We start from the raw sequence: 25,094 nt of genomic DNA, 5'->3' as shown, positions 1-25,094 counted from the left end.
GAATTCACACCTCATCCGGGTGTCAGCCGTCACCGGGCTCCCGCCACCGGTTGGTGATCGGCAGCCGGCGGTCCCGGCCGAACGCCTTGATGGAGATCTTGGAACCGGGCGCGGACTGCCGGCGCTTGTACTCGGCCAGATCCACCATCCGCAGCACCCGGTCCACCAGCTGAGGGTCGTGCCCGGCGGCGATCAGGTCGTCCCGGCCGGCGTCGCCGTCGATGTACCCGCTGAGCACCGCGTCGAGCACCGCGTAGTCGGGCAGCGAATCGGTGTCGAGCTGCCCGGGGCGCAGCTCGGCGCTGGGCGGTTTGGCGATCGAGTTCTCCGGGACGGGCGGTTCCTCGCCGCGCCGGATGGCGTCGTCGTTGCGCCATCGGGCCAGCTTCCACACCAGGGTCTTCCACACGTCCTTGATCGGGTTGAAGCCGCCGACCGAGTCACCGTACAAAGTGGAGTAGCCGACCGCGAGCTCGCTCTTGTTGCCAGTGGTCAGCACCAGGTGGCCCTCCTGGTTGGACAACGCCATCAGGATCACCCCGCGCACCCGGGCCTGCAGGTTCTCCACCGCCAGGCCGGAGAGCGAGATGTTGGCCAGGAACGGGTCGACCATCGGCTGGATCGGCTCCACCCGGTAGTCCAGTCCGGTCCGCTTGGCCAGTTCGGCGGCGTCGGCGCGGGAATGCTCGGAGGAGAACTGGCTGGGCAGCGACACCCCGACGACCCGGTCCGCGCCGAGCGCGTCCACCGCGATGGTCGCCACCACCGCCGAGTCGATGCCACCGGAGAGCCCCAGCACCACCGAGGAGAAGCCGTTCTTGCGGACGTAGTCGCGCAGGCCCAGTACCAGTGCCGACCAGATCTCCGCCTCGGCCGTCAGCGGCGCGGCGATCCCACCACGCGCCGGGGCACCGCCCGGAACCGGCAGCGGGCCACCGATCGTCACCCGGTCGATGCTCATCCCGTCCTCGGCGGCAGCCTCCCCGGCGTCGGTCGTCGCGGTGCTGGCGCCGACGTCCTGCGCCGGGGCGTCGGCGGCCGGCAGGTCGAGGTCGTGCAGCAGCAGGTGCTCCACGAACTGGGGCGCGCGGGCCAGCAGCGTGCCGTCCGCCGCGACGATCATCGAATCGCCGTCGAAGATCAGCTCGTCCTGGCCGCCGACGAGATTGACGTACGCGACCGTGGCACCGGCCTCGGCGGCACGTCGACGCACCAGCGGCAGCCGGGCGTCGTCCTTGTCCAACTCGTACGGCGATCCGTTGACCGTGACCACCAGGCCGACGCCGGCCCGGCGGGCGGCGGTGAACGGACCGCCGGCCTGCCACAGGTCCTCGCAGATGGTCAACGCCACGTCTACTCCGCCGACCCGCACGACGGTCAGCGCCGTGCCGGGCACGAAGTAGCGGTCCTCGTCGAAGACGCCGTAGTTGGGCAGGTGGTGCTTGAGGTAGGTGGCGGCCACGCCGCCGTCGTACAACACCGCGAGGGCGTTGCGTGGCCCACGCCCCGGGTCGGCCTCGGCGCTGATCGCCGCCGGCCCGTCGGCATCGAGATAGCCGACCAGCACCGGCACTTCGCCGAGGCCGTCGGCGGCGAGGTCGGCGGCGAGACGCCCGAGGGCGGCCCGGGAGGCGGCGACGAACGACTCCCGGAACACCAGGTCCTCCACCGGGTAGCCGGTGAGCATCATCTCCGGGAAGACGATCAGTTGCCCGCCTGCCTCCACCGCCGTACGGGCGGTGTCGCGGACCAGCCGGGCGTTGCCCGACAGGTCGCCAACCGTCGGGTTGACCTGGGCGAGGGCGATGCGCAGCGTCGGCATGAGGCTATCTTCCCCCACCGGTGCGGCACTCAATCACGCCGCCGGCGGGCGGCGTCATTGGGGTCACGCCGCCGGCGGACAGGCCGTCGGGGCGCCGCATCCGGGTCACCCGGCGGTGTGCCGCAGCAGGGGGGCCGCCGGATCCACCTTGGCGGTGGCCCGGGTCAGCAGCGCGGCGGCGTCACCCGGCGTGACCGCGCCGATCGGGCCGAGGTGGCGCACGGTGGCGAGCAGGCCGCCGTCGTGGGCCAGCGCGAGATAGCCGGTCTGCGGGCCGTTGCCGACACCCGTCCGGTCGGTGACGCTCACCAGCAGCGACCAGGCGGTGCCGACCGGCACCCGTTCCCGGCGGTGCACCCGGACCGTCACCGGGGTGCCGTCGTCGAGGTGGGCGGCGAAGCTGACGCAGCGGCGGGCGACGCTGTCCCAGTCGGCGGCGGCGGCGCCCGCCGCCGCCGGGTCCAGCAGGGTCAGCGACTGGCGCAGCGACGCGCCGCGGGGGCCCTGGTACCGGGCCACGAGCTGATCAGTGGCTGGTCGGTCGCCATCGTCGGCCGACGACCAGGGGCGTTCGAACAGCCGGCGGCAGCCGGTGCCGACGTCGCCGTCGGCGGTGGGGGTCGTGCCGCGCCCGTCGTCGGCCGAGGCCGGGTCGGCCGCGGCGACGGGCCGGTAGCCGGCCGGCAAATCGGCGGCGGCGAGCAGGACGGTACCGAGATCAGGCTGGGTGGCGACCACCCGCGGCGGCGCGGCGGCCGGGGTGGTGTCGGGCGGTGCGGCGGGCGGTACGCCCACCATCGTGCCCACGGCCAGCCCGGCGGCGAGCCCGCCGCCGAGGGCGGAGCGACTCATCGCGTACCGGGTCAGCGCCGACCAGCTGGTCACCGTACGGGAATCCCTCGGTACGCGGTGCTGCCGTTGCATTAATATCCCCTTTCGTGCCGATTGGGACTAACGCGCCGGAACAGTGTGGGTTGTGGGTCGGCCCCGGCACGTGCCTGACCGAGGCGGTCCCGTAACGTCGGCGTAACGAGGTCGGGAAAGACTGGGCTGCTCAGGTGGGAGCCGACAGCACCTGGTCCTGCGCTGGAGGGCACCAGCGCGGAGAATGGAACCGGTCCGGGCAGACCAGTGTCACGAGGGGTAGACGTGGACCGTCAGCAGGAGTTCGTGCTCCGTACTCTGGAAGAGCGCGACATCCGTTTCGTTCGGTTGTGGTTCACCGACGTGCTCGGCACGCTCAAGAGCGTCTCGGTCGCGCCGGCTGAGCTCGAGGCAGCATTCGAAGAAGGCATCGGTTTCGATGGATCCGCCATCGAAGGCTTCGCCCGGGTCTTCGAGTCCGACATGGTCGCCATGCCGGATCCCACTACTTTCCAGGTGTTCCCCTTCGAGGGCGGCGTCAGCGGCGAGAGCGCCCGGATGTTCTGCGACATCCTGCTGCCCGACGGTACGCCGTCCTGGGCCGACCCCCGGCACGTGCTGCGCCGGGCCCTGTCGCGGGCGGCGGACAAGGGCTTCACCTTCTACACCCACCCCGAGATCGAGTTCTTCCTGTTGGAGAGCAGCCCGACCGACGGCTCCACCCCGGTGCCGGTCGACTCCGGCGGCTACTTCGACCACACCACCCACGCGGTGGCCCGCGACTTCCGCCGCCAGGCGGTGCTGGCCCTGGAACGGATCGGCATCTCGGTCGAGTACAGCCACCACGAGGTCGCCCCCGGCCAGCAGGAGATCGACCTGCGCTACGCCGACGCGCTGACCACCGCCGACAACATCATGACCTTCCGGCACGTGGTGAAGGAGGTGGCCCTGTCGCATGGCGTCGCGGCGACCTTCATGCCCAAGCCCTTCACCGACCAGCCCGGCAGCGGCATGCACACCCACCTGTCGCTGTTCGAAGGTGAGCGCAACGCCTTCCACGACGCCAGCGACCCGATGAAGATCTCCAAGGTCGCCAAGGCGTTCATCGCCGGCCTACTGGTGCACGCCCCCGAGTACACCGCGGTCACCAACCAGTGGGTCAACTCCTACAAGCGACTGTTCCCGCAGGCGTTGCCGGACCGGATCACCGAGTCCCCGGCGTACGTGTGCTGGGGGCACCTCAACCGGTCCGCCCTGGTGCGGGTGCCGGCGTACGGCAAGCCGAACTCGGCCCGGGTCGAGGTCCGGTCGCTGGACTCGGCGACCAACCCGTACCTGGCCTTCGCGGTCATGCTCGGTGCCGGCCTCAAGGGCATCGAGGAGGGCTACGAGCTGCCGCCCGGCTCCGAGGACGACGTGTCGGCGTTGTCGGCGGCCGAGCGCAAGGCGATGGGGTACGAGTCGCTGCCGGAGAACCTCTCCGAGGCGATCGAGGTGATGGCCCGCTCGGAGCTGGTCGCCGAGGTGCTCGGCGAGCACGTCTTCGACTTCTTCCTGCGCAACAAGCGTTCCGAGTGGGAGCAGTACCGCCGCGAGGTCACCCCGTACGAGCGTCGACGCTACCTCGGCGCGCTCTGACACCGGCCCCGCGCCAGGGCTGGCGCGGGGCCGCTATCGTCCCTCCCGACACCGCCGCCGCCCCGGCGGCGGAAGGGGGAGGGACGTCGCGTGTTGGAGGATCTGCTCACCGGAGCCTGGCAGAGCATCGTGTTCGGGGTGGCCGGCATCGCGCTGATGGCCGCCGGTTTCGTGGTGGTGGACTGGCTGACTCCCGGGAAACTGCGGGAGCTGATCTGGGTGCAGCGCAACGCCAACGCCGGACTGCTGCTGGCCGCCAACCAGCTCGGTGTGGCCGGGATCGTCTTCACCGCGATTCTCACCAGCTACCCGTCGTTCGTGAAGGGACTCGCCTCCACCATCCTGTTCGGGCTGATCGGCCTGGGTGTCATGGCGCTGGCCTTCGTCGTGCTGGACTGGCTGACCCCGGGCCGGCTCGGCGTGGTGATCTGCTCCGACGAACCACACCCGGCCGCCCTGGTCAGCGCCGCCTCCCACCTCGGTGCCGCGCTGATCGTCTGCGCCTGCATCACCTGAGCCGGCGTCACCTGAGCCTGCGACTGCGTCACCACCGGCTCAGACCGGCCGTACCGCCGGCTCGACCGTCAGCGTGCCGGCCACGGTGTCCAGCGTGGCCGGCACGCCGAGGCCGACGGTATGCGGTGTCTGCCCGTGCCCGAGCGGCAGCCCACCGAGCACCGGGACGCCGAGATCGCCCAGCCGCTCGCCGAGCACCTGCGCGACGTCGACCCCCTGCCGGTCGGCGCAGCCGGTGAACTGCCCGAGCGCCACCCCGGCCAGGCCGGCCAACACGCCGCTGCGGCGCAGCTGGGTCAGCATCCGGTCCACCCGGTACGGCGGCTCACCGATCTCCTCGATCAGCAGGATCGCGCCGGACAGGTCGGGCAGGTCCGCCGTACCGACCGAGGTGGCCAGCAACGACAGGTTGCCGCCGAGCAACGTGCCGCTCGCCCGGCCCGGTACGACGACCGGTGCGCTCGCCTCCCGCGACAAGCGGGCGACGACCGTCGGCGCGGCGTCCATCACCGCCGCCCGCAGCGACTCGGCGGACTCCGCCGGGCACCGCTGGTCGTCCCAGGCCACGACCGGGCCGTGCAGGCTCGCCAACCGGGCCGTCCGCCACAGCGCCAGATGCAGCGCGGTCACGTCGGAGTAGCCGCAGACGACCTTCGGATCCCGGCGTACCGCCGCCGGGTCGATCCGTTCGGTGATCCGCTGGCTGCCGTAGCCGCCCCGGGTGCAGAAGACGCCGCGCACCGCCGGGTCGGCGAGCGCCTCGACGAGGTCGGCGGCCCGCTGCTCGTCCGTGCCGGCGAGGTAACCGTGGCGGCTCAGTGAGTGCCGGGCCAGCCGGGGCCGCAGCCCCCACCCGGCCAGGACCGCCATGCCCCGCTCGACCGGCTCCGCCGCCACCGGGCCGGCCGGCGCCACCACCCGGACCTCGTCACCGGGGCGCAGCGCCGGCGGGCGCGACACCCCGCCCGCCGACTGCAGACCGGTCACCCGGTCAGGGTACGCGCGGGCGCCGGCGGGATCGTACGAGTGGCGACCAGGGCGGCGCCGGGCACCACCTGCCGCCGTACCCGCCGCCGATTGGATAGCCTCGACCCGTGGGCAGCGCGCTGGTGATCGAGAACGACCCGACCGACGACCTGCGACGGCTGGGGGAGTGGCTCACCGAGGCCGGCCTGCCCGTCGAGGTGCACCGCCCGTACGCCGACGACCCGGTCCCCGCCGACCCGGCCGGGTACGCCGCCGTCGTGGTACTGGGTGGTCGGCCCAGCGCGGTCGACCCCGGTCCGGACGCCGGCTGGCTGCCGGCGGTGGAGGGACTGCTACGCAAGGCCGTCCGCCAGCGGATCCCGACGTTGGCGATCGGGCTCGGTGCCCACCTGCTGGCCACCGCGCACGCCGGCACCGTCGAACGCAGCGCGGCCGGGCCGGAGATCGGGCCGGCCCTGGTCGGCAAGCGGGACGCCGCCGGCACCGACCCGCTGTTCCGGTACGTGCCGCTCGCCCCCGACGTGCTGCAGTGGCATGTCGACGAGATCACCGAGCTGCCGCACGGTGCGGTGCTGCTGGCCGCCTCCACGCACTACCCGCATCAGGCGTTCCGGCTCGGTGACCGGGCCTGGGGGCTGCAGTTCCACATCGAGTGCGACCGCGACATGATCAGCGGCTGGGCCACCGGCTCCACCGTCCTCGCCGAGCTGCGGCTGCCCGCCGACGTCGTGGTGGACGCCTGCGTCGAGGTGCTCGGCGACATCGAGGACGTCTGGCAGCCGTTCGCCGCCCGGTTCGCCGCGCTCGCCCTCGGCCAGCTGCCGGGTGCCGACGCCCCCCGGACCCTGCCACTGCTCGGCGGTTAGGGCACCGATGAGCAGACCGACCAGCGCCGCCGGCCGACTCGCCCGGTACGGCTTCGACGTCACCGGCACCGGCACCGTCCGGGCCGACGACCTGCTCGGCCCGGACGGGCTGCGACTGTGGGACGTGACCGCCCAGCAGCCGGTGGACCCGCCGGCGGGCGAACTGCTCGCCGCGTTGTCGCGGGCCGCCGATCCGGATCTGGCGCTGCGGCAGCTGCACCGGCTCGTCGAGGCGGAGCAGCGGCACCGCAGCGACGCCACCGTCTCGCCGGTGCTGGCCGCCCTGTACGCCGACGGCGGGCTGCGCCGGCGGCTGATCGCCGTGCTCGGGGCGTCGTCGAGCCTCGGTGACCACCTGGTCGCCAACCCGCAGCAGTGGGCGGAGCTGGCCACCGGCCGCAACGGGGTCGCCCCCTGCGCCGACGGCAGCCTCGACCCGGGGTCGGCGTCGTCCGGTGGGCCCAGCGGTGGTCCGGCACCGACCGGTGGTCCGGCGATCGCCGAGCTACGCCGGGCGTACCGGCTGGCCCTGCTGCGGATCGCCGCCGCCGACCTGACCGGCGGGCGTGGTCTGGAACAGACGATGGCGGCCCTGTCCGCGTTGGCCGACGCGACGCTCGGCGCCGCCTACGACATCGCCGTGGCCGAACTGCCGGCCGGCACGCCGGTGCCGCGCCTGGCGGTGGTGGCGATGGGCAAGTGCGGCGGCAACGAGCTGAACTACGTCTCCGACGTGGACGTGATCTTCGTCGCCGCTGACGACGCCGACCTGACCGTGGCGACCACGCTGGCCACCCGGCTGATCCACATCTGCGGGCTGGTGGCCTGGCCGGTCGACGCCGCGCTGCGACCCGAGGGCAACCGTGGGCCGCTGGTGCGTACCCTCGCCAGCCACCTGGCGTACTACCAGCGGTGGGCCCGCACCTGGGAGTTCCAGGCGCTGCTCAAGGCGCGACCGGCGGCCGGTGACCGCGACCTCGCACAGGAGTGGATCGGGCTGCTCGCGCCGCTGGTGTGGCACGCCGCCGAACGGCCCGAGGCGGTCGAGGACGTCCGGGCCATGCGCCGCAGGATCATCGACAACGTTCCGCCCCGGGAGTTGGAGCGTGAGATCAAACGCGGCCCCGGCGGCCTGCGCGACATCGAGTTCGCCGTCCAACTGCTGCAGCTGGTGCACGGCCGGGTCGACGAGACGCTGCGCACCCCGGGCACCCTGCCGGCGCTGCGCGCCCTGGTCGCCGGCGGCTACGTCGGGCGGGCCGACGGGGAGGCGCTGCTGCGCGGCTACCGGTTCCTGCGCGGCGTCGAACACCGGCTGCAACTGCAGGGGCTGCGGCGTACCCACACGGTACCGGCTGACCCGGCCGCCCTGCGCTGGCTGGCGCACGCCCTCGGCTACACCCCGACGCCGGGTGCGTCCGCCGTCGAGGCGTTCCGGGCCGAGTGGGTCAGCCACGCCACCGAGGTACGCCGGCTGCACGCCAAACTGCTGTACCGGCCGCTGCTGGAATCCGTCGCCCGGGTGCCGGCCGAATCGCTGCGGATGACCCCGCAGGCGGCCCGCCGTCGCCTGGAGGTCCTCGGCTTCGCCGACCCGGCCGGGGCGTTGCGGCACCTGGAGGCGCTCACCGGCGGGGTCTCCCGGACCGCCGCGATCCAACGCACTCTGCTGCCGGTGCTGCTGCAGGAGTTCGCCGACGCCCCGGAACCCGACCGTGGCCTGCTCAGCTACCGCCAGGTCTCCGACAAACTCGGCAGCACCCCCTGGTACCTGCGGCTGCTGCGCGACGAAGGCCCGGTCGCCGGCCGGCTCGCCCGTACCCTCGGCCTGTCCCGGTACGTCGCCGACCTGCTCGCCCGCGAGCCGGAGGCGCTGCGGATGCTCGCCGTCGACGCCGAGTTGGCCCCGCAGGACGCGGCGAAGCTCGCGGCCGGGTTCACCGCCGTGGCCGCCCGACACCTCGGCACCGGCGGTGGACAACCGGCCGACGCGGTGCAGGCCGTCCGCGCGGTGCGTGCCCTGCGCCGGCGGGAACTGCTCCGACTGGCCTGTGCCGACGTACTGCGCAGCGCCGGGTCGTTGGCTCCGGACCGCGACGATGCCGGTCCGCTCGACATCGCCGCGATCGGTGCCGGGCTGTCGGCGGTCACCGACGGTACGCTCGCCGCCGCGCTGCAGGTGGCGACCGCGACCGTACCCCCGCCGGCCGGCCTGCGGTTCGCCGTCATCGGGATGGGACGCCTCGGCGGGTACGAGATGAGCTACTCCTCCGACGCCGACGTGCTGTTCGTCTACGACCCACCGGCCGGCCTGGCCGACGACAAGGCCAGCGCCGCGGCCCGCGCGGTCGCCGAGGAGCTGCGCCGGCTGCTCGGCATGCCCGCTCCCGACCCACCGCTCGGCGTCGACGCCGATCTGCGTCCGGAGGGCCGCAACGGTCCGTTGGTGCGCAGCCTCGCCGCGTACGCGCAGTACTACGCCCGCTGGTCGAAGGTGTGGGAGGCACAGGCGCTGCTGCGGGCCCGGTTCGTCTGCGGCGACACGTCGCTGGGCGCGGAGTTCCTCGCCGTCGCCGATCCGGTGCGCTATCCCGCCGGCGGGCTGAGCCGGGAGCAGATCGTGGAGATCCGCCGGATCAAGGCCCGGGTGGAGACCGAGCGGCTGCCTCGGGGCGCGGATCCCGCCACACACACCAAACTGGGGCGCGGCGGGTTGGCCGACGTGGAGTGGGCGGTACAGCTGACCCAGTTGCGGCACGCACACGCGGTGCCGGCGCTGCGCGACACCCGTACCCTGGTCGCCCTGGCCGCCGCCCGCGAGGCCGGACTGGTCGACGCGGCCGATGCCGCCGCGCTGCGGGCTGGCTGGACCCTCGCCGCCCGGGTCCGCGACGCGCTGATGCTGGTCCGGGGCCGGGCCAGCGACCAGCTGCCCCGGCACGGACCGGAGTTGGCCGGGGTGGTGCGGCTGCTCGGTGCCTCCGACGCCGGCCAGTTCCTCGACGGCTACCTGCGGACCGCCCGCCGCTGCCGGGCGGCGGCCGAACGGGTCCTCGGTGCCTGAGAGCGCCCCGGTCACCGGAGCGCGGTACCACCTCGTCCGCTGGATCGGACTGTTCGGCGCGGTCGGGTTGGCGCTGGCCGCCGTGCTCGGCGGCGCGACCCCCGACCCGCCCGCCGCCGGCTGGGCGGTGTTCACCAGCGGGCGTGGGGTGCTCAGCGTGCTCGCCTGGGCCGTCGGCACCGCCGCGCTGGTCTGGGCGTGGTGGTCGGCGCGGCACGGGGTGCCGTCGGCGCGCTGGGCGCTGGTCACCGTCGGGTTGTGGGCGGTGCCGTTGCTGCTCGCCCCGCCGCTGGCCAGCCGGGACGTCTACTCGTACGCCTGCCAGGGGTGGACGTACCACACCGGTGGAGACCCGTACGCCGGCGTCGCCGGGCAGGGCTGCCCCTGGCTCGACGCGGTCGCCCCGCTGTGGCGCGACACCCCGGCGCCGTACGGTCCGGTCTTCATCGTGCTTGCCGGACTCGCCGCCGCCGCAGGGCTGGGCCTGACCGGCACGGTGCTGATCCTGCGGGCGGCGGCCGTGGCCGGCCTGGTGCTGGTGGCGCTCACCCTGCCCGCGCTGGCCCGGCGCTGTGGCCTGCCAGGCGGGCGGGCGTTGTGGCTGACACTGGGCTGTCCGGTGGTGCTGGTGCACCTGGTCTCCGGGGCGCACAACGACGCGTTGATGGTCGGCCTGCTGGTGGCCGGGCTGTGGCTGCTCGTCGCCCGGCCGGTACCGCCGGACGCCGCCGGCGGCCGGCCCGCTGCCGGGGCGCTGGCTCGCGGTGCGGCGGTGCTGGTCCCGGCGGCCGCCGGGGTGCTGCTGGGCCTCGCGGTGGCGGTGAAGGTGACGGCACTGGTGGTGGTGCCGTTCGCGGTGGTGCTGGCGGTCAGCGGCGCGCGCCGACCCGCCGCCCTGGCGCGGGCCGGTGCGGCGGTGCTGTCCGGGGTCGTGGTGGCGGTCGTGGCGACGTCGCTGCTGGTCGGGTCGGGGTGGGGCTGGGTGGTCGGGCTGACCCGCAGCGGTGACTCTCGACAGTGGACGTCGCCGCCGACCGCCGTCGGTCTGCTGATCGACTATCTGGCCCGTGGGGTCGGCGGCGCGCCGCAGGCGGTGGGCGTCGTGCGGATGTCGGCGCTGGTGCTGCTCGCCGCGTTCCTGGTGGCTCTGTGGTGGTGGGTGTGGCGGGGCAGTGGGCCGGTGGCCCGGTGGCGTGCGCCGGTCAGCCGGGTCGACGGTCGGTACCTGCCGGTGCGTGACCGGGGGCTGGCGGTGTACGGGGCGGGAGTCGCGTTGGCCGCAACGGTGCTGGCCGCCCCGGTGTTCTACCCGTGGTATCTGGTGTGGCCGCTGGCGCTGCTTGCCGCCGCCGCGTACCGCACCCGGTGGTTCGTGCTGCCGGCGGCGGTGAGCTGTTTTCTGGTGCTGCCGGACGGCTCGGGGGTCGCGGCTATGACCAAGGCGCCCGGTACGGTCGCGATGTGCGGTCTGCTCGCCGTTCTCATCGTCCGCACCGCCACCCGTTCCTCGACGATCTTGCAGTTATCGAGGAGATTTGTCGGAATTGTCCGTCGATAAGTGCAAGATCGTCGGGGAGGGGCCGCGCGGGGAGGGCTGGCGGGGGAACGGCGGCGGGGCCGGGTGCGAGCGTCACGCTCGCACCCGGCCCCGCCGCGAACTGCCGGATCAGCAGTCGTAGTACATGGCGAACTCGTGCGGGGTCGGCCGCAGGCGGACCGGGTCGACCTCGTTGGCGCGCTTCCAGTCGATCCAGGTGGAGATCAGGTCCGGCGTGAAGACGCCACCCTCCAGCAGGAAGTCGTGGTCGGCCTCCAGGGAGTCGAGCACGGCCGGCAGCGAGCCCGGCACCTGCTTGACGTCGCCCCACTCCTCCGGCGGCAGGTCGTACAGGTCCTTGTCGATCGGTGCCGGCGGCTCGATCTTGCTCTTGATGCCGTCCAGACCGGCCATCAGCATGGCCGAGAACGCCAGGTAGACGTTGGCGGACGGGTCCGGCACGCGGAACTCGACCCGCTTGGCCTTGGCGTTGCTGCCGGTGACCGGGATCCGGGTGCAGGCGGAGCGGTTGCGCTGCGAGTACACCAGGTTGACCGGCGCCTCGAAGCCCGGCACCAGCCGGCGGTACGAGTTGATCGTCGGGTTGGTGAAGGCCAGCAGCGACGGCGCGTGGTGCAGCAGTCCGCCGATGTACCAGCGGGCGGTGTCCGACAGGCCGGCGTAGCCGGTCTCGTCGTAGAACAGCGGCTCACCGTTGAGCCAGAGGCTCTGGTGGGTGTGCATGCCGGAACCGTTGTCGCCGAACAGCGGCTTCGGCATGAAGGTCGCGGTCTTGCCGGCGGCCCAGGCGGTGTTCTTCACGATGTACTTGAACAGCTGCAGCTGGTCACCGGCGTGCAGCAGGGTGGAGAACTTGTAGTTGATCTCAGCCTGGCCGGCGGTGCCGACCTCGTGGTGCGAGCGCTCCACGGTGAAGCCGGTGTCGATCAGCTTGCGGACGATCTGGTCGCGCAGGTCGGCGTAGTGGTCGACCGGCGGAACCGGGAAGTACCCACCCTTGTACGGGGTCTTGTAGCCGCGGTTGCCGCCCTCTTCCTCGCGGCCGGTGTTCCAGGCACCCTCGATCGAATCGATGTAGTAGTAGGCCTGGTTCGCCGAGGTCTCGTGACGGATCGAGTCGAAGATGTAGAACTCCGCCTCGGGGCCGAAGTAGGCGGTGTCGGCGATGCCGCTGGCCGCGAGGTACGACTCGGCCTTCTTCGCCACGTTGCGCGGGTCGCGGGAGTACGGCTCGCGGGTGAACGGGTCGTGGATGAAGAAGTTCAACGCCAGCGTCTTCTCGATCCGGAACGGGTCGATGAAGGCGGTGGCGACATCCGGCAGCAGCAGCATGTCCGACTCGTGGATCGCCTGGAAACCACGGATCGAAGACCCGTCGAAGGCGAGGCCGGTGGTGAAAAAGTCCTCGTCGACGGACTCGACCGGCAGATTGAAGTGCTGCATCACGCCGGGCAGGTCACAGAATCGTACGTCGACGAATTTCACGCCCTCGTCTTTGAGGTACCGCAGTAGTTCCTCGGGATTGGCGAACACACGTCCTCCTGGCACGTCGCACTGATGGCTATGCTGGTCGCGACGCTATGGCCGTGGGGTTGCCCCACCATGTCTCTAATGTTTCCGCCGTGTTACGTCACGTGCGGAGCGTGATCCCGGCCAATCGTCCCCCGCAGGATACGGCAGATGGCCCCGACTACTCTGGCCGTTCGTGGGTATCGCGAGGGGGGACAGCGTGGCGGCAAGCGCAAACACACCCGCCGGTGGGTCGGCCCGGGGCCCGGTGACCGGCGACGGGCAGGTCCCCAGTCTGCTCCGGCGGACCGGAGCGCTGGTGATCGATTGGTTACTCTGTGTGCTCATTTCGGGACTCTTCGCCGACCCGGCCCGATCCGGTTGGCCGCCCGTCGTGGTGCTGATCGCCGAGTACGGCATCTTCCTCGGCCTGTTCGCCCAGACGCCCGGGATGTGGCTGGCCCGGATCCGGTGTGTCGCCGACGCCGACGGCGGCCGGATCGGCGTACCCCGGGCCCTGCTGCGCGGACTGCTGCTCGCCCTGGTGATCCCGCCGCTGATCATGGACGAGCGTCGCCGGGGCCTACACGACCGCGCCGCCGGCTCGGTCGTCCTCACCGTCCCGGGCTGATCCGGCCCGATCGCCCTGGCCGGTCGGCTGACGGACCAGCACCCGGTCCTCGAAGCAGTACCACCAGTCCTCGCCCGGCTCCAACGAACGCATCAGCGGATGCCCGGTCTCGGCGAAGTGCGCCGTACCGTGCTTGTTCACCGAATCGTCGCAGCAGCGGACCGCGCCGCAGGTCAGGCACATCCGCAGCTGCACCCAGTCGTCGCCGGTCTCCGCGCAGTACGCGCACTCGCGGGTGTCCGTCTCGGTCACCGCCACCCGGTCGAGGTGGCGGCAGGCGGTGCTCATCGTCTCCTCCCGCACGTACCGCCAGCGCGAGCGCAGCAGCCGGTCCGGGAACACCCGGGCCAGGTAGCGCGACTGGGCCGCCAGCAGCGGACTGAGCACCGCGAGCACCAGCACGTAGAGGGCGATGAACGGCCCGAGCCGGGCGTCCAGCCCGGCCGCCAACGCCAGCGTGGCCAGGATCAGCGAGAACTCACCCCGGCCCAGTACGGTGAGCCCCACGTTGGCCGCGCCCCGGTGGTTGAACCCGAACAGCGCCGCCGTCACCAGCCCCGCCGTCACGTTCACCGTCACCGTGATCAGCACGGCGACGACCACCGGGACCGCCACCGCGCCCAGCTCGCCGACGTCGATGCTCAGCCCGAACGCGACGAAGAAGACCGCCGCGAACAGGTCCCGCAGCGGCAGCGTCAGCCGCTCGACCCGCTCCCGTACGGTGGTCCGCGAAATGACCAGGCCGATCATCAGCGCGCCGATCGCGTCGGAGACCCCGACCTCGGCGGAGATTCCGGCGACCAGCAGCACCAGCCCGACGACCAGGATCACCAGGATCTCGTCCTCGTGACTGCCGATCAGCCGGCCGATCAGTCGGGCCCCGAAACGGGCCACCGCGAACAACAGCAGCAGGTAACCGAAGCTGACCGCGATGTCGACGACCAGCCCGGCTGCGGACCCCGACGGTGCCAGTACCGGGGTGAGCAGTGCCAGGTAGAAGGCGAGGAACAGATCCTCGATGACGATGATGCCGAGGATCACCGGGGTCTCGGCGTTGGTCAGCCGGCGCAGCTCGATCAGCAGCTTGGTGGCGATCGCCGACGAGGAGATGCCCAGCGCCCCACCGATCACCAGGGCTTCGGCGGTGCCCCACCCCAGGGCGAAACCGAGTCCCAGGCCGGCACCGACGTTCATCCCGATGTAGCTGCCGGCGGCGACGAAGAGCCGCCGGCCGCTGGCCAGGACCTGCTCGACGGGAAACTCCACGCCGAGGCTGAACAGCAGCAGCACCAGCCCGAGCGCGGCCAGGAGAGCCAGGTCCTCGGGGTGCTCGATCAGCACCGGGCCGGGCGTCGCGGGACCGAGCAGGATCCCGGCGAGCATGAAGAAGGGCACGGTGGGCAGGCCGAGCCGGCGGCCGCCTCGGGCGAGCAGCCCGGCGATGAGCACCAGTGCGCCCAGGCCGATCAGGTCAGCGTGCATGTACGGCCCGGACTCACGCCTCGAAGAAGGTGCCGGCGAGCAACGCGCCGACCTTGCGGGCCTGCTCCTCGGTCAGCTCCAGCACGGCCGTCGGCTCGTCCGAGCGCGAGGTGAAGACGTACAGGTCGCGGGTGCCGTCGCGGCGGACGACCACCGACACCCGCCGACTGCTGGAACCGAGATCGACGTCGTAGCGCCGGCCGATGCCCGGCAGCTCCTGCATGTGCACGCCCTGGCCCATCGGGATCCTTCCCTGTTCAGGTGGTCAGCGCCCCCGGCTCTGCCGGAACGCCCCCTTGGGCGGGCGCATGTTCTTCGGGATGGCGCCCTTGGGCAGCTGCGGCCGGGCCGACAACGCGGACAGCCGCTTGTCCAGGGCGTTGACGTCGCGGCCGGTGAGGTTGCGGGGCAACCGGGCCAGGGTCATCCGCATCTTGCGGATGGACAACTCGCCCTCGTCGGTACCGATCACGTAGTCGTACAACGGGGCGCTGCCGATCACCTTCGCCAGCCGGCGCTTCTCCTGGCCGAGCAGGCCACGGACCCGCTGCGGGTTGCCCTCGGCGAGCAGGATCACCCCGGGACGCCCGATCACCAGGTGGACCATGTCCATCTGGGTGGTCGAGCTGACCGCCGGCGTCACCCGCCAGTCGCCCCGCATGTTCTCCAACAGCGAGGCGGCCGCACCCGGTTGCCCCTCGGCGACGTTCATCATCGCCGTGTTCGACCGCAGGTTGAGTACGATCAGCAGGGCGAGCAGGGCGAGCAGGATGCCGATCGGCAGCCACATCCAACCCCAGGCCAGCACCACCGGCACGGTGACCGCCAGCGGCAGCACGACGGCGGCCACCGCCAGCGGCACGAACCACTTGTCGCGCTTGGCGGTGAACGAGAACACCATGCCGATCTGCTTCAGCCGCTGGCCGAACGACACCTTCTCCTGGGGTTTCGCCATGCGAGGCAGTCTAGTTGGCGGACGCGAGTCGGTTCAGCCGGCGGTCGGCTGGACCTCGCGTTGGCGCAACGCCTGTTGGTAGAGCCGCCCGGCCCGGTACGACGAGCGCACCAGCGGGCCGCTCATCACCCCGGCGAAGCCGATCTGCTCGGCCTCGGCCCGTAGCTCGACGAACTCCTCCGGCTTGACCCAGCGCACCACCGGGTGGTGGCGCGGGGTGGGGCGCAGGTACTGGGTGATGGTGATCAGCTCACAGCCGGCGTCGTGCAGGTCCCGCAACGCCTGGGAGACCTCGTCGCGCTCCTCGCCGAGGCCGAGGATCAGGTTCGACTTGGTCACCAGGCCGGCGGCGCGGGCCCGGGTGAGCACGTCGAGGGACCGGTCGTAGCGGAAGCCGGGGCGGATCCGCTTGAAGATCCGGGGCACCGTCTCGACGTTGTGGGCGAGCACCTGCGGTCGGGCGGCGAAGACCTCGTCGAGCTGCTGGTCGTCGCCATTGAAGTCGGGGATCAGCAACTCGACGCCGCAGCCGGGCTGCAGGGCGTGGATCTGCCGGACGGTCTCGGCGTACAGCCAGGCCCCGCCGTCGGGCAGGTCGTCGCGGGCGACCCCGGTGACCGTGGCGTACCGCAGCCCCATCGCCGCGACCGATTCGCCGACCCGGCGTGGCTCGTCGGCGTCGAACTCGGCGGGCTTGCCGGTGTCGATCTGGCAGAAGTCGCAGCGGCGGGTGCACTGGTCGCCACCGATCAGGAAGGTGGCCTCGCGGTCCTCCCAACATTCGTAGATGTTGGGGCAGCCGGCCTCCTGGCAGACGGTGTGCAGCCCTTCCCGCTGCACCAGACCGCGCAGCTGGGTGAACTCCGGCCCCATCGTCGCCTTGACCTTGATCCACGGTGGTTTCCGCTCGATCGGGGTCTCGGCGTTGCGGGCCTCCAGGCGCAGTAGACGTCGTCCCTCCGGAGCAATGGTCACCCTTGTCAGCCTACGCCGACCGGTGTCGGCGGGGGTGCGTGGGCGACCCCGCTCACGCCGCCGCGGCGGTGAGTTGGCTCACCCGAGGGTCGGCAGGTGCCGCTCGACGACCGGCAGGACGTCGGCCACGGTGACCGGTCGGCCCAGCTCGGCGGTGAGCGAGGAGACGCCGACGTCGCGCAGGCCGCACGGCACGATCCGGTCGTACGCCGTCAGGTCCGGATCGCAGTTGATCGCGAACCCGTGCTGGGTGACCCCGCGGGCGACCCGGATGCCGATCGCCGCGACCTTGCGGGCCGGCCCGCGTTCGTCGGCGGGCACCCACACACCACTGTGGTTCGGGCCGTCGAGCCGGGTGGCGGCCAGCCCGAACTCGGCGCAGACGTCGATCAGCAGCTGCTCGACCCGGCGGACGTAGGCGACCACGTCGATCGGCTCCGGCAGCCGCACGATCGGGTAACCGACCAGCTGACCGGGGCCATGCCAGGTGATCTTGCCGCCCCGGTCGACGTCGACCACGGGGGTGCCGTCGACCGGGCGGTCCCACGGCTCGGTGCGTTTGCCGGCGGTGTACACGCTGGGGTGCTCCAGCAGCAGCACGGTGTCCGGCTCCTCACCGGCGACCACTGCGGCGTGCAGCCGGCGCTGCTCCTGCCAGGCGGTGCCGTAGTCGACGACTCCGGCGCGGACACTTCGCAGACGGGACACGGTGCTGGTCACGTCGTCCAGCGTAGTGCGTTACCCGCCGGTCGGGCCGATCCGTGGCCCGGCTCACCACGTCGCCGGCGGTCACCCGTACCGCTGCCGGGCGCCCATGCCGCCGATCGTGTCACCAGCCGCCGTCGGGTGCCGGCCAGAGCCAGACGTCGGCGACCCGCTGCGGCGGGCCGAGCAGGTCGGTGGTGACCCTCAGCAGGGCGTCGGCGTCGACCGGGAACTTCGCCCCGTGCACCCGGTCGGCGAGCACCACCACCTCGGCGTTCCAGTAGCGCAGGTCGGCCCGGGCGGCGGCCCGGTCGGCGTCGGTGACCGGCGGCACCACGCCGGTGCGGGCGACCTCGTGCAGCAGCGCGTCGGTGGCGCGGGGGACCGGCCCGATCCGGCCCCGGCCGTCGGGCCCGCCGGGGCCGAGGAAGAAGCCCGACGGGATGGCGAACTCGCCCTGCCGGTGGGCGAAGGCGTACGCCTGCCAGCGTTGCCCGTCGGGCAGCACGTCGAGGGTGAACGGGACCGGGGCGAGCACCCCACCCGGGCTGACGTGGTCACGCCACTGGCCGCTGGTGATGAACTGCGGGACCGGTTCGCGCTCGACGGTGAGCAGGCTGACCGGGACCACCGGCAGCAGTGCCACGACGTACCCGGCGGTCCACAGCCGGAGCCGGCGCGGCGTGCTCGCGCCCGTCGCGCGCCGCTGCCGGAGCAGGTCCAGCGCCAGGGCCAGCAGGATGCCGACGATCGGGGTGACGACCATGGCCAACCGGGCGGGCAGGGCGGCGTTGAACACCGGTGCGCCGGCCAACGGGGCGTACGGCAACGGGATGTCGGTGATCGTTCCGTTGATCTTCAGACGGGGGCCGAGGGAGAGCACGGCGAACACGGCGGCGGTGCCGGCCAGGGCCCGTAGGGTGGCCCGGCGGCCGGGGTCGGCGGCCCGCCAGAGCAGCGCCAGGCAGGCGAGGGTCAACACCAGCAGTGGTACGCCGAAGAAGCTGTTCTCCTCGGTCTCGTTCGGGGCCAGCGAGGTGCCCAGCCCGGCCACCCCGGCCAGCGACCGCTCCGGGAACGCCCCGTAGGCGAGGAGGTCCTCGCTGTGGATCCGGGCGTCGAAGCCGGTGCCGTGGAACACCTGCGGCCCGAGGAAGTGCAGATACAGCGGGTACGCCAGCAGGCTGGTCGCCACCACCGCGGTGACCGCCAAACCGCGCAGCAGCCGGGGGAGCGCGTCGCGGACCTCGGCGGCGCGGCTGCGGTCCAGCGCCCAGACGCCGAGGAAGACTCCGCAGGCCAGGGCGGTGAAGAACAGGCCCTCGGCGGCGATGGAGAAGGCGGCGGCGACGAGCGCGCCAAGGATCAGGCCGTTGCGAGCCCAGCCGCCACTGGCCAGGGGAGCGGCGCCGGATCGGCCGCGCAGCGCGAGCACCCGCCAGACGATGATCGGCACCAGCCAGCCGGCGGTCCAGTTGAGGTGGGCGTTGGCGTGCGACACCATCGCCGGGGCGAAGCCGCAGAACAGCCCGCCGACGGCGGCGGCCAGTCGGGACGGCACGAACGGCGTACCGGTGTCGCCGGCCCCGGTGCCGGTGCCGCTGGATCCGGTCCGCAGCCGCGACAGCAGCCAGTACCAGGCGACGGCGGTGCCGGCCAGGTTCAGGGTGAGGATCACCAGGAAGGTGGCGGGCGGTCCGATCAGGAACGTCAGCGGGGCGAACAGCACCGCGTAGACGGTGATCGAGGTGTTGACCGCGAGGTTGACCCCGTCCGGGGCGTTGAGCAGGTACGTGAACAGCGGGTTCTCGCCATGGGTGAGCGCGTACGCTCCGTAGCCGAGTAGCCATTCGAACAGCGCCTGGTCGCTGGAGTTGACGGTGATCGCCCGGTCGTTCGGCGCGGCCCACAGGCCGCTGGTGACCCAGCCGGCCAGCGTCAGCGCGACCACCATCACGGCCAGGTCGGCGCGTCGACCGGTCAGCCGGGGCAGCGCCGGCCGGGCACGGCGGTCGGTCGCCGGCGGGTCGGACGCGGCGGTGTCGGGCAGCGGGGACGGGGCGGTCGGCACCGGCGGAGATTACCAATTTCGCCCGACACGCCCGTGCCGTACCTGGACTTGACGAAGTTATTGGAAATGACTTCCAATGTAAGCGTACCTGTTGAGATGTTTGGGAGACCTGCGGTGAAGATCTGTTTTGTCGGTAAGGGCGGCAGCGGCAAGACCACCCTCGCGGCGCTGTTCGCCCGCCATCTGGCGGCCACGGCGGTCGGGGTCGACGGCGGGCCGTCGCCGTTGCTGGCCATCGACGCCGACATCAACCAGCATCTCGCCGCCGCCCTCGGGGCCAGCGACGACGAAGCGGTGCTGCTGCCGGCGCTCGGTGACCACATGGCCGACATCAAGGAGTACCTGCGCGGGGACAACCCCCGGATCAGCTCGGCGGCCGCCATGGTCAAGACCACCCCGCCCGGCCGCGGCTCCCGGCTGCTCACCGTGGCCGGGGCCAATCCGATCTACGACGCGCTGGTACGCGAGGTCGCCGGCATCCGGCTGGCGGTCACCGGGCCGTTCGCCACCGACGACCTCGGGGTGGCCTGCTACCACTCCAAGGTCGGCGCGGTCGAGCTGCTGCTCAACCACCTGGTCGACGGCCCTGGCGAGTACGTGGTCGTGGACATGACCGCCGGCGCCGACTCGTTCGCCTCCGGGCTGTTCACCCGCTTCGATGCGACCTTCCTGGTCTGCGAACCGACCGTACGCAGCGTCGGCGTCTACCGGCAGTACGTCGGCTACGCCCGCGACTACGGCGTACGGGTGCACGTGGTCGGCAACAAGATCGACGACGAGTCGGACGTGGACTTCCTGCGGGAACACGTCGGCGACGACCTGCTGACCTGGATCGGCCGGTCGGCGTTCGTCAAGGCGGCCGAACGCGGTCGACACCAGCCGATCACCGCGATGGAGCCAACCAACCGTGACGCACTGGACACGATGCGTACAACCGTCGATGCTTGTGTGAAGGACTGGGCCAGCTACACCCGGCAGGCAGTGGAGTTCCACCTGCGCAACGCCACCGCCTGGGCCAACGACCGGGTCGGCGAGGACCTCGCCGGCCAGGTCGACCCGGAGTTCGTTCTCGGGCCAGACCTCCTGGTCCGCTGACCGTCTGCGTGAGGAGAAAGCATGTCCCTCGACGTACCCGCCGCTCTGCTGGAGCGGGCCGAAGCCGGCCAGATCGACGACGCCGAGTTCGTCGACTGCGTACGCCAGTCCCTGCCGTACGCCTGGTCGGTGGTGTCCGAGGTGGCCGCCCAGGCCCAGGGCACCACGGCCGAGTTCGCCGACCACGCGGTGCCGCCGCCCAGCGAGGCCGAACGCGGTCAGCTGCTGCGGGCCCTGGCCAGCGACGCGATCCGGGGCGGCCTGGAGCGGCACTTCGGCGTCAAACTGGCCTTCCAGAACTGCCACCGGGTGGCCGCCTTCAAGCTCTCCGCCGTCGGCGGCGAGACCTACCAGCGGTTCATCTCCCCGGTCGCGCAGATCCGCAACCAGTCACCCGAGCTGCGTGACTGCTGATCCGACCACCTCGCCGGCGGCCGGCGGCCCGCGACCGCCCGCAGTGGACCTGTTCCTGCTGGCGGCCCACGGACTGCCGGCCACCGTCGGCTATGCCCGCGCCGCCGAGGCAGCCGGTCTCGGCGGCGTGTGGCTCGCCGAACACCACTTCCTGACCTACGGACAGTGCCCGTCGGCCACCACCCTGGCCGGCTACCTGCTCGGCGCCACCAACCGGATCACCGTCGGCACCGCCGCCGCCGTACTGTCCAACCGGCACCCGGTCGCGCTGGCCGAGGAGGCGGTCCTGTTGGACACGGTCTCCGGCGGCCGGTTCCGGCTCGGTGTCGCCCGTGGCGGGCCCTGGGTCGACCTGGAGGTCTTCGGCACCGGCCTGGACCGCTACCAGCATGGCTTCGAGACCTCCCTGGACCTGCTACGACGCTGGCTGTCCGGTGCGACGACGGTCGCCGCCGCCGACGAGTTCTTCGACTTCCGTGCGGTGCCGGTGGTGCCCCGGCCCGCCCGGCCGGTCCCGATCTGGGTGGCCGCGACGTCACCCGCGACGGTCACCCTCGCCGCTGCCCGGGGGCTGCCCCTGCTGCTCGGCGTCCACGACGATGACGCCGCCAAGGCCGCGCTGCTGGCCCGGTACGCCGACGTCGCCGCCGACCACGGCCACGACCCGGCGACGGTGCCGCACGCCTCGGTCCACCTGATCGGGCTCGCCGACAACCGGTCCGCCGCGCTGCGCCAGCTGCGGCGCGGCCTCCCACCGTGGTTGGCCACCACCCGGGAGTACGTACGCATCGACGGCTCGCCACCGACGCACCGCGACCTCGACGCCTACGTCGCCCAGCTGCTGCGAATCCATCCGATCGGCGACGCCGTCGAATGTGCGGCGGCGCTGGCCGCCAGCGCCGCCGCGACCGGCGTGCACCGGCAGTTGCTGATGGTCGAGGGCGTCGGGCCGGCCGCCACCGGCGAGCTGGTCACCGCCATCGGCGACGACCTGCTGCCCGCACTGGCCGCCGGCCGCTCAGTCGTCGTGCAGAGCGGCCTGTAGCGCCCCTGCCAGCTGCGGGTACCGGTAGGTGAAGCCGGCCCCGGTCAACACCCCGGGCAGCACCCGACTGCTGCGCAGCGCCTCGACCGCGAACTCGCCCAGGGCGATCTGCAGCGCGAACGCCGGAATCGGCATGACCGCCGGCCGGTGCACCGCCGCGCCGAGCGCGGTGCCGAACGTGGCGTTGGTCACCGGATTCGGTCCGACCACGTTGACCGGCCCAGCGACGTCGTCGCGCTCCAGCAGGAAGACGACCGCCGCCAACCAGTCCTGCATCGCGATCCACGGCACCCACTGCCGGCCACTGCCCAACCGGCCGCCGAGACCGAGCCGGAACGGCAGCAACTGCGGTTTGAGCAGCCCGCCGTCGCGGTGCAGCGGCAGCCCGGTCCGTAGCCGTACCACCCGTACCCCGGCGTCCTCCGCCGGTCGGGTCGCCGCTTCCCAGACCCGGGCAACGTCGGACAGGAAACCCTCCCCGGCCGGGGCGTCCTCCTCGACGGGCTGGTCGCCGGTGTCGCCGTACCAGCCGACGGCGGAGGAGTTCAGCAGTACGGCGGGCCGGTCGGTCGCCGGCAGCGCGGCGATGGCGGTGGCGAGCGTACCGGTGCTGTCCACCCGGCTGGACCGGATCAACGCCTTGTAGCTGTCGGTCCACCGCTTGTCGCCCACTCCGGCCCCGGCCAGGTTGATCACCGCCCGGACGCCGTCGAACGCCGCCGGGTCGAGCTGCCCCGACGACGGCGACCAGGTGACCTCCGCCGGGCCGCGCGCCGGTCGGCGCACCAGCTGCACGGTGTCGTGCCCGTCGGCGCGCAGCCGGGCCGCGAGCCGGGTGCCGAGGAAGCCGGACGCGCCGGCCAAAAGGATGCGCATACCGACATCTTCGCCTATTGGGCCGCCGGCGGATGCGGGTAGGCGCGATCCGTCGCCGGCCGGGCGACACTCGGTGTGGCCCATCAAGGTGTACGTCGGCCTGACGGCCGGCTGGTGACCGCTGCCGATCGCCCGCGTCGAAGGCTGGTGACGACGTGCGAGGGCGCCGGCCAGACTGGCCGGCGCCCTCGGTGACGGTGGATCAGACGGTGCTCAGGACAGGCCCAGCTCGCCTTCGAACGCGCCGGACTCCAGCCGGTCCTTGACCGCCGTGAGGAAGCGGGCGGCGTCCGCGCCGTCGACCAGTCGGTGGTCGTAGGACAACGCCAGGAAGACCATCGACCGTGGTGCGATCACCTCACCGAGCTCCGGATCGGTGACGACGGCGGCCCGCTTGACCACCGCCCCGGTGCCCAGGATCGCCGCCTGCGGCGACGGGACGATCGGGGTGTCGAACAGCGCGCCCCGGCTGCCGGTGTTGGTCAGGGTGAACGTCGCCCCGGACAGCTCGTCCGGGCCGATCTTGTTGGTCCGGGTCCGCTCGGCCACGTCGGCGATCCGCCGGGCCAGCCCTCCGAGGTTGAGGTCCCCGGCGTCGCGGATCACCGGGACCAGCAGGCCCCGATCGGTGTCCACGGCGATGCCCAGGTGCTCGCCCTCCGGGTAGGTGATGGTGCCGGCCTGCATGTCGATCGAGGCGTTGACCACCGGGTAGGTACGCAGCGCCTCCACCGCGGCGAGCGCGAAGAACGGCAGGAAGGACAGCTTGACGCCGTGCTTGGCCTGGAAGTCGGCCTTCACCTTGGCCCGCAGCCGGGCGATCTTGGTGACATCGACCTCGACCACCGTGGTCAGCTGGGCCGAGCTCTGCAGCGACTCGTACATCCGCTTGGCGATGACGCTCCGCGTGCGGGTCATCTTCTCGGTCCGGCCGCGCAGCGGGCTCGGCTCCGGCTTGGCCGCTGGCGCGGCTGCTGCCGGTGCCGCCGGCTGCGCGGCGGCCGCCCGGGCCGCCTCGGCGGCCGCCAGCACGTCCTGCTTGCGGATCCGCCCACCGACGCCGGTGCCCCGTACGTCGGCCAGGTTCACGCCCTGCTCGGCGGCGAGCTTGCGCACCAGCGGGGTGACGTAACCACCGCCGTCGCCGTTGGCGCTGGCGTTCGCCGACCCGGCGGCCGGTGCCGGCGGGGCCTGCGGTGCGGGCGGTCCGGTCGGTCCGGTCGGTGCCGGCGCGGCGGCGGTCTCGGCTGCCGGTGCCGGGCTGGCGTAGGAAGCGCCCGCCTGGGCCGCCGGCTCGGGCGCGGGCTCGGCGGCCGGGGTCGGCTCGGGCTCGGCCTGCGGCTGCGGTGCGGCAGGTGGCTGCTCGGCCGGCGTGGCGGCACCGGACGGGCTGCCGATCAGGGCGAGCGCGGCACCGACGTCGGCGGTGTCGTCCTCGGCCACCTTGATCTCGAGCAGCGTGCCGGCGACCGGTGAGGGGATCTCGGTGTCGACCTTGTCGGTGGAGACCTCCAGCAGCGGCTCGTCGACCTCCACCGAGTCGCCGACCTGCTTGAGCCAGCGGGTCACCGTACCCTCGGTGACGCTCTCACCCAGCGCCGGCATCGTGACCGGGGTGGCATCGCCACCAGCGGCCGGTGCCGGCGCGGCCGGTGCCGACGTGGCCTGCGGCTGCGCGGTCTGCGGCTGCGCGGCCGGCTGCTCCGGCTCGGGCTCCGGTTCGGCCTGCGCGGCCGGCTCGGACGTGCTCTGCCCGTCGCTCTCGCCCTCCCCGGCGATGACCGCCAGCTCGCTGCCCACCTCGGCGGTCTCGTCCTCACTCACCACGATCCGGCTGAGCACACCGGCGGCGGGTGAGGGGATCTCGGTGTCGACCTTGTCGGTGGAGACCTCCAGCAGCGGCTCGTCGACCTCGACCCGGTCGCCTTCCTGCTTCAACCAGCGGGTGACGGTGCCCTCGGTGACGCTCTCGCCGAGCCGGGGCATGGTGACCGATACCGGCATATCTACAAGACTCCTCT

General features: G+C 72.6%; 21 protein-coding genes. 9 read left to right on the top strand and 12 right to left on the bottom strand.

The genetic code is table 11. The features are described 5' to 3' along the window. Positions 1–22 precede the first annotated feature (22 nt). On the bottom strand, positions 23–1,822 hold the full coding sequence (locus O7623_RS10445; protein ID WP_282228412.1) for an NAD+ synthase: 1,800 nt from the start codon (positions 1,820–1,822) through the stop codon (positions 23–25). A 105-nt stretch (positions 1,823–1,927) separates the two neighbouring features. Beyond that, positions 1,928–2,707, bottom strand: coding sequence for a hypothetical protein (locus tag O7623_RS10440; protein ID WP_282228411.1), 780 nt, complete (start codon positions 2,705–2,707; stop codon positions 1,928–1,930). Between the two features lie 264 nt (positions 2,708–2,971). On the opposite strand from O7623_RS10440, the gene glnA (O7623_RS10435) reads away from it, so the two are divergent. Together glnA (O7623_RS10435) and O7623_RS10430 are read left to right on the top strand one after the other, a co-directional pair. Then, positions 2,972–4,324 carry a type I glutamate--ammonia ligase gene (glnA, locus tag O7623_RS10435; RefSeq protein ID WP_282228410.1) on the top strand — a complete coding sequence of 451 codons (1,353 nt, stop codon included), beginning with the start codon at positions 2,972–2,974 and terminating at the stop codon, positions 4,322–4,324. Positions 4,325–4,414: 90 nt separating this feature from the next. Continuing rightward, positions 4,415–4,840, top strand: coding sequence for a DUF350 domain-containing protein (locus tag O7623_RS10430; protein WP_282228409.1), 426 nt, complete (start codon positions 4,415–4,417; stop codon positions 4,838–4,840). 39 nt (positions 4,841–4,879) lie between these two features. Here the strand turns inward: O7623_RS10430 and O7623_RS10425 are convergent, their stop codons facing one another. Continuing rightward, a complete protein-coding gene (locus O7623_RS10425) occupies positions 4,880–5,827 on the bottom strand; it encodes an LD-carboxypeptidase (protein WP_282228408.1) in 948 nt (315 codons plus the stop codon). Between the two features lie 107 nt (positions 5,828–5,934). Between O7623_RS10425 and O7623_RS10420 the strand changes: the two genes are divergently transcribed. Genes O7623_RS10420 through mptB form a run of 3 tightly spaced genes read left to right on the top strand, consistent with a single transcriptional unit; the run spans position 5,935 to position 11,315 of the window. Then, positions 5,935–6,693 (top strand): type 1 glutamine amidotransferase, encoded by a 759-nt coding sequence (locus O7623_RS10420; protein ID WP_282228407.1) that lies wholly within the window; start codon positions 5,935–5,937, stop codon positions 6,691–6,693. Between the two features lie 7 nt (positions 6,694–6,700). Continuing rightward, positions 6,701–9,757, top strand: a complete 3,057-nt coding sequence (locus O7623_RS10415) for a bifunctional [glutamine synthetase] adenylyltransferase/[glutamine synthetase]-adenylyl-L-tyrosine phosphorylase (protein ID WP_282228406.1) — start codon at positions 6,701–6,703, stop codon at positions 9,755–9,757. After that, complete coding sequence (gene mptB / locus O7623_RS10410; RefSeq protein ID WP_282228405.1) at positions 9,750–11,315, top strand: polyprenol phosphomannose-dependent alpha 1,6 mannosyltransferase MptB; 1,566 nt, start codon at positions 9,750–9,752, stop codon at positions 11,313–11,315. Before O7623_RS10415 ends, mptB begins: the two co-directional genes overlap by 8 nt. 108 nt (positions 11,316–11,423) lie before the next feature. Here mptB and glnA (O7623_RS10405) read toward each other — a convergent pair whose 3' ends face one another. Beyond that, complete coding sequence (gene glnA / locus O7623_RS10405; RefSeq protein ID WP_282228404.1) at positions 11,424–12,848, bottom strand: type I glutamate--ammonia ligase; 1,425 nt, start codon at positions 12,846–12,848, stop codon at positions 11,424–11,426. Between the two features lie 244 nt (positions 12,849–13,092). On the opposite strand from glnA (O7623_RS10405), the gene O7623_RS10400 reads away from it, so the two are divergent. Further along, positions 13,093–13,455, top strand: a complete 363-nt coding sequence (locus O7623_RS10400) for an RDD family protein (protein WP_282229369.1) — start codon at positions 13,093–13,095, stop codon at positions 13,453–13,455. Here O7623_RS10400 and O7623_RS10395 read toward each other — a convergent pair. The 6 genes from O7623_RS10395 to O7623_RS10370 form a co-directional block, all read right to left on the bottom strand. Beyond that, the gene (locus O7623_RS10395) at positions 13,408–14,937 is read right to left on the bottom strand and encodes a cation:proton antiporter (RefSeq protein ID WP_282228403.1); all 1,530 of its coding nucleotides are present in this window, start codon (positions 14,935–14,937) and stop codon (positions 13,408–13,410) included. The two genes, O7623_RS10400 and O7623_RS10395, sit on opposite strands and share 48 nt — an antisense overlap. Before the next feature lie 13 nt (positions 14,938–14,950). Beyond that, the gene (locus tag O7623_RS10390; protein WP_282228402.1) at positions 14,951–15,178 is read right to left on the bottom strand and encodes a potassium transporter TrkA; all 228 of its coding nucleotides are present in this window, start codon (positions 15,176–15,178) and stop codon (positions 14,951–14,953) included. Between the two features lie 24 nt (positions 15,179–15,202). After that, on the bottom strand, positions 15,203–15,892 hold the full coding sequence (locus tag O7623_RS10385) for a DUF4191 domain-containing protein (protein ID WP_282228401.1): 690 nt from the start codon (positions 15,890–15,892) through the stop codon (positions 15,203–15,205). Positions 15,893–15,925: 33 nt separating this feature from the next. Then, entirely contained in the window at positions 15,926–16,867 is a 942-nt protein-coding gene (lipA, locus tag O7623_RS10380; RefSeq protein WP_282228400.1) for a lipoyl synthase, read from the bottom strand. A gap of 78 nt (positions 16,868–16,945) precedes the next feature. Further along, positions 16,946–17,587, bottom strand: a complete 642-nt coding sequence (gene lipB, locus O7623_RS10375) for a lipoyl(octanoyl) transferase LipB (RefSeq protein ID WP_282228399.1) — start codon at positions 17,585–17,587, stop codon at positions 16,946–16,948. 109 nt (positions 17,588–17,696) lie between these two features. Next, positions 17,697–19,526: a DUF2079 domain-containing protein gene (locus tag O7623_RS10370; RefSeq protein WP_282229368.1), complete on the bottom strand. Its 1,830-nt coding sequence runs from the start codon at positions 19,524–19,526 to the stop codon at positions 17,697–17,699. Positions 19,527–19,757: 231 nt separating this feature from the next. Between O7623_RS10370 and O7623_RS10365 the strand changes: the two genes are divergently transcribed. From O7623_RS10365 to O7623_RS10355, 3 genes are read left to right on the top strand one after another with little or no spacing between them, the layout of a single operon-like run. Then, positions 19,758–20,738: an ATP-binding protein gene (locus O7623_RS10365; protein WP_282228398.1), complete on the top strand. Its 981-nt coding sequence runs from the start codon at positions 19,758–19,760 to the stop codon at positions 20,736–20,738. Positions 20,739–20,759: 21 nt separating this feature from the next. Then, positions 20,760–21,152 carry an SCO5389 family protein gene (locus O7623_RS10360; RefSeq protein ID WP_282228397.1) on the top strand — a complete coding sequence of 131 codons (393 nt, stop codon included), beginning with the start codon at positions 20,760–20,762 and terminating at the stop codon, positions 21,150–21,152. Beyond that, a complete protein-coding gene (locus tag O7623_RS10355) occupies positions 21,142–22,197 on the top strand; it encodes an LLM class flavin-dependent oxidoreductase (protein WP_282228396.1) in 1,056 nt (351 codons plus the stop codon). The genes O7623_RS10360 and O7623_RS10355 overlap by 11 nt, the downstream gene beginning before the upstream one ends. Here O7623_RS10355 and O7623_RS10350 read toward each other — a convergent pair. Next, positions 22,171–23,073: a TIGR01777 family oxidoreductase gene (locus O7623_RS10350; protein ID WP_282228395.1), complete on the bottom strand. Its 903-nt coding sequence runs from the start codon at positions 23,071–23,073 to the stop codon at positions 22,171–22,173. The two genes, O7623_RS10355 and O7623_RS10350, sit on opposite strands and share 27 nt — an antisense overlap. A gap of 213 nt (positions 23,074–23,286) precedes the next feature. Beyond that, positions 23,287–25,077, bottom strand: a complete 1,791-nt coding sequence (sucB, locus tag O7623_RS10345) for a 2-oxoglutarate dehydrogenase, E2 component, dihydrolipoamide succinyltransferase (RefSeq protein ID WP_282228394.1) — start codon at positions 25,075–25,077, stop codon at positions 23,287–23,289. Between the last annotated feature and the right edge of the window lie 17 nt (positions 25,078–25,094).

The sequence above is a fragment of the Solwaraspora sp. WMMD791 genome, assembly GCF_029581195.1.
Classification (GTDB): domain Bacteria; phylum Actinomycetota; class Actinomycetes; order Mycobacteriales; family Micromonosporaceae; genus Micromonospora_E.
The sequence above is the reverse complement of the archived record's forward strand: the minus strand, read 5'-3'. Positions and strand labels throughout refer to the sequence as shown.

Bases quoted from the DNA above. Each gene is read 5' to 3' on its own strand.
- O7623_RS10390 (WP_282228402.1), bottom strand. From the start codon at position 15,178: ATGGGCCAGGGCGTGCACATGCAGGAGCTGCCGGGCATCGGCCGGCGC.
- O7623_RS10385 (WP_282228401.1), bottom strand. From the start codon at position 15,892: ATGGCGAAACCCCAGGAGAAGGTGTCGTTCGGCCAGCGGCTGAAGCAG.
- O7623_RS10370 (WP_282229368.1), bottom strand. From the start codon at position 19,526: ATGGTGGTCGCGCTGACGCTGGCCGGCTGGGTCACCAGCGGCCTGTGG.
- O7623_RS10415 (WP_282228406.1), top strand. From the start codon at position 6,701: ATGAGCAGACCGACCAGCGCCGCCGGCCGACTCGCCCGGTACGGCTTC.
- O7623_RS10350 (WP_282228395.1), bottom strand. From the start codon at position 23,073: ATGCGCATCCTTTTGGCCGGCGCGTCCGGCTTCCTCGGCACCCGGCTC.
- O7623_RS10445 (WP_282228412.1), bottom strand. From the start codon at position 1,822: ATGCCGACGCTGCGCATCGCCCTCGCCCAGGTCAACCCGACGGTTGGC.
- sucB (WP_282228394.1), bottom strand. From the start codon at position 25,077: ATGCCGGTATCGGTCACCATGCCCCGGCTCGGCGAGAGCGTCACCGAG.
- O7623_RS10395 (WP_282228403.1), bottom strand. From the start codon at position 14,937: ATGCACGCTGACCTGATCGGCCTGGGCGCACTGGTGCTCATCGCCGGG.
- O7623_RS10360 (WP_282228397.1), top strand. From the start codon at position 20,760: ATGTCCCTCGACGTACCCGCCGCTCTGCTGGAGCGGGCCGAAGCCGGC.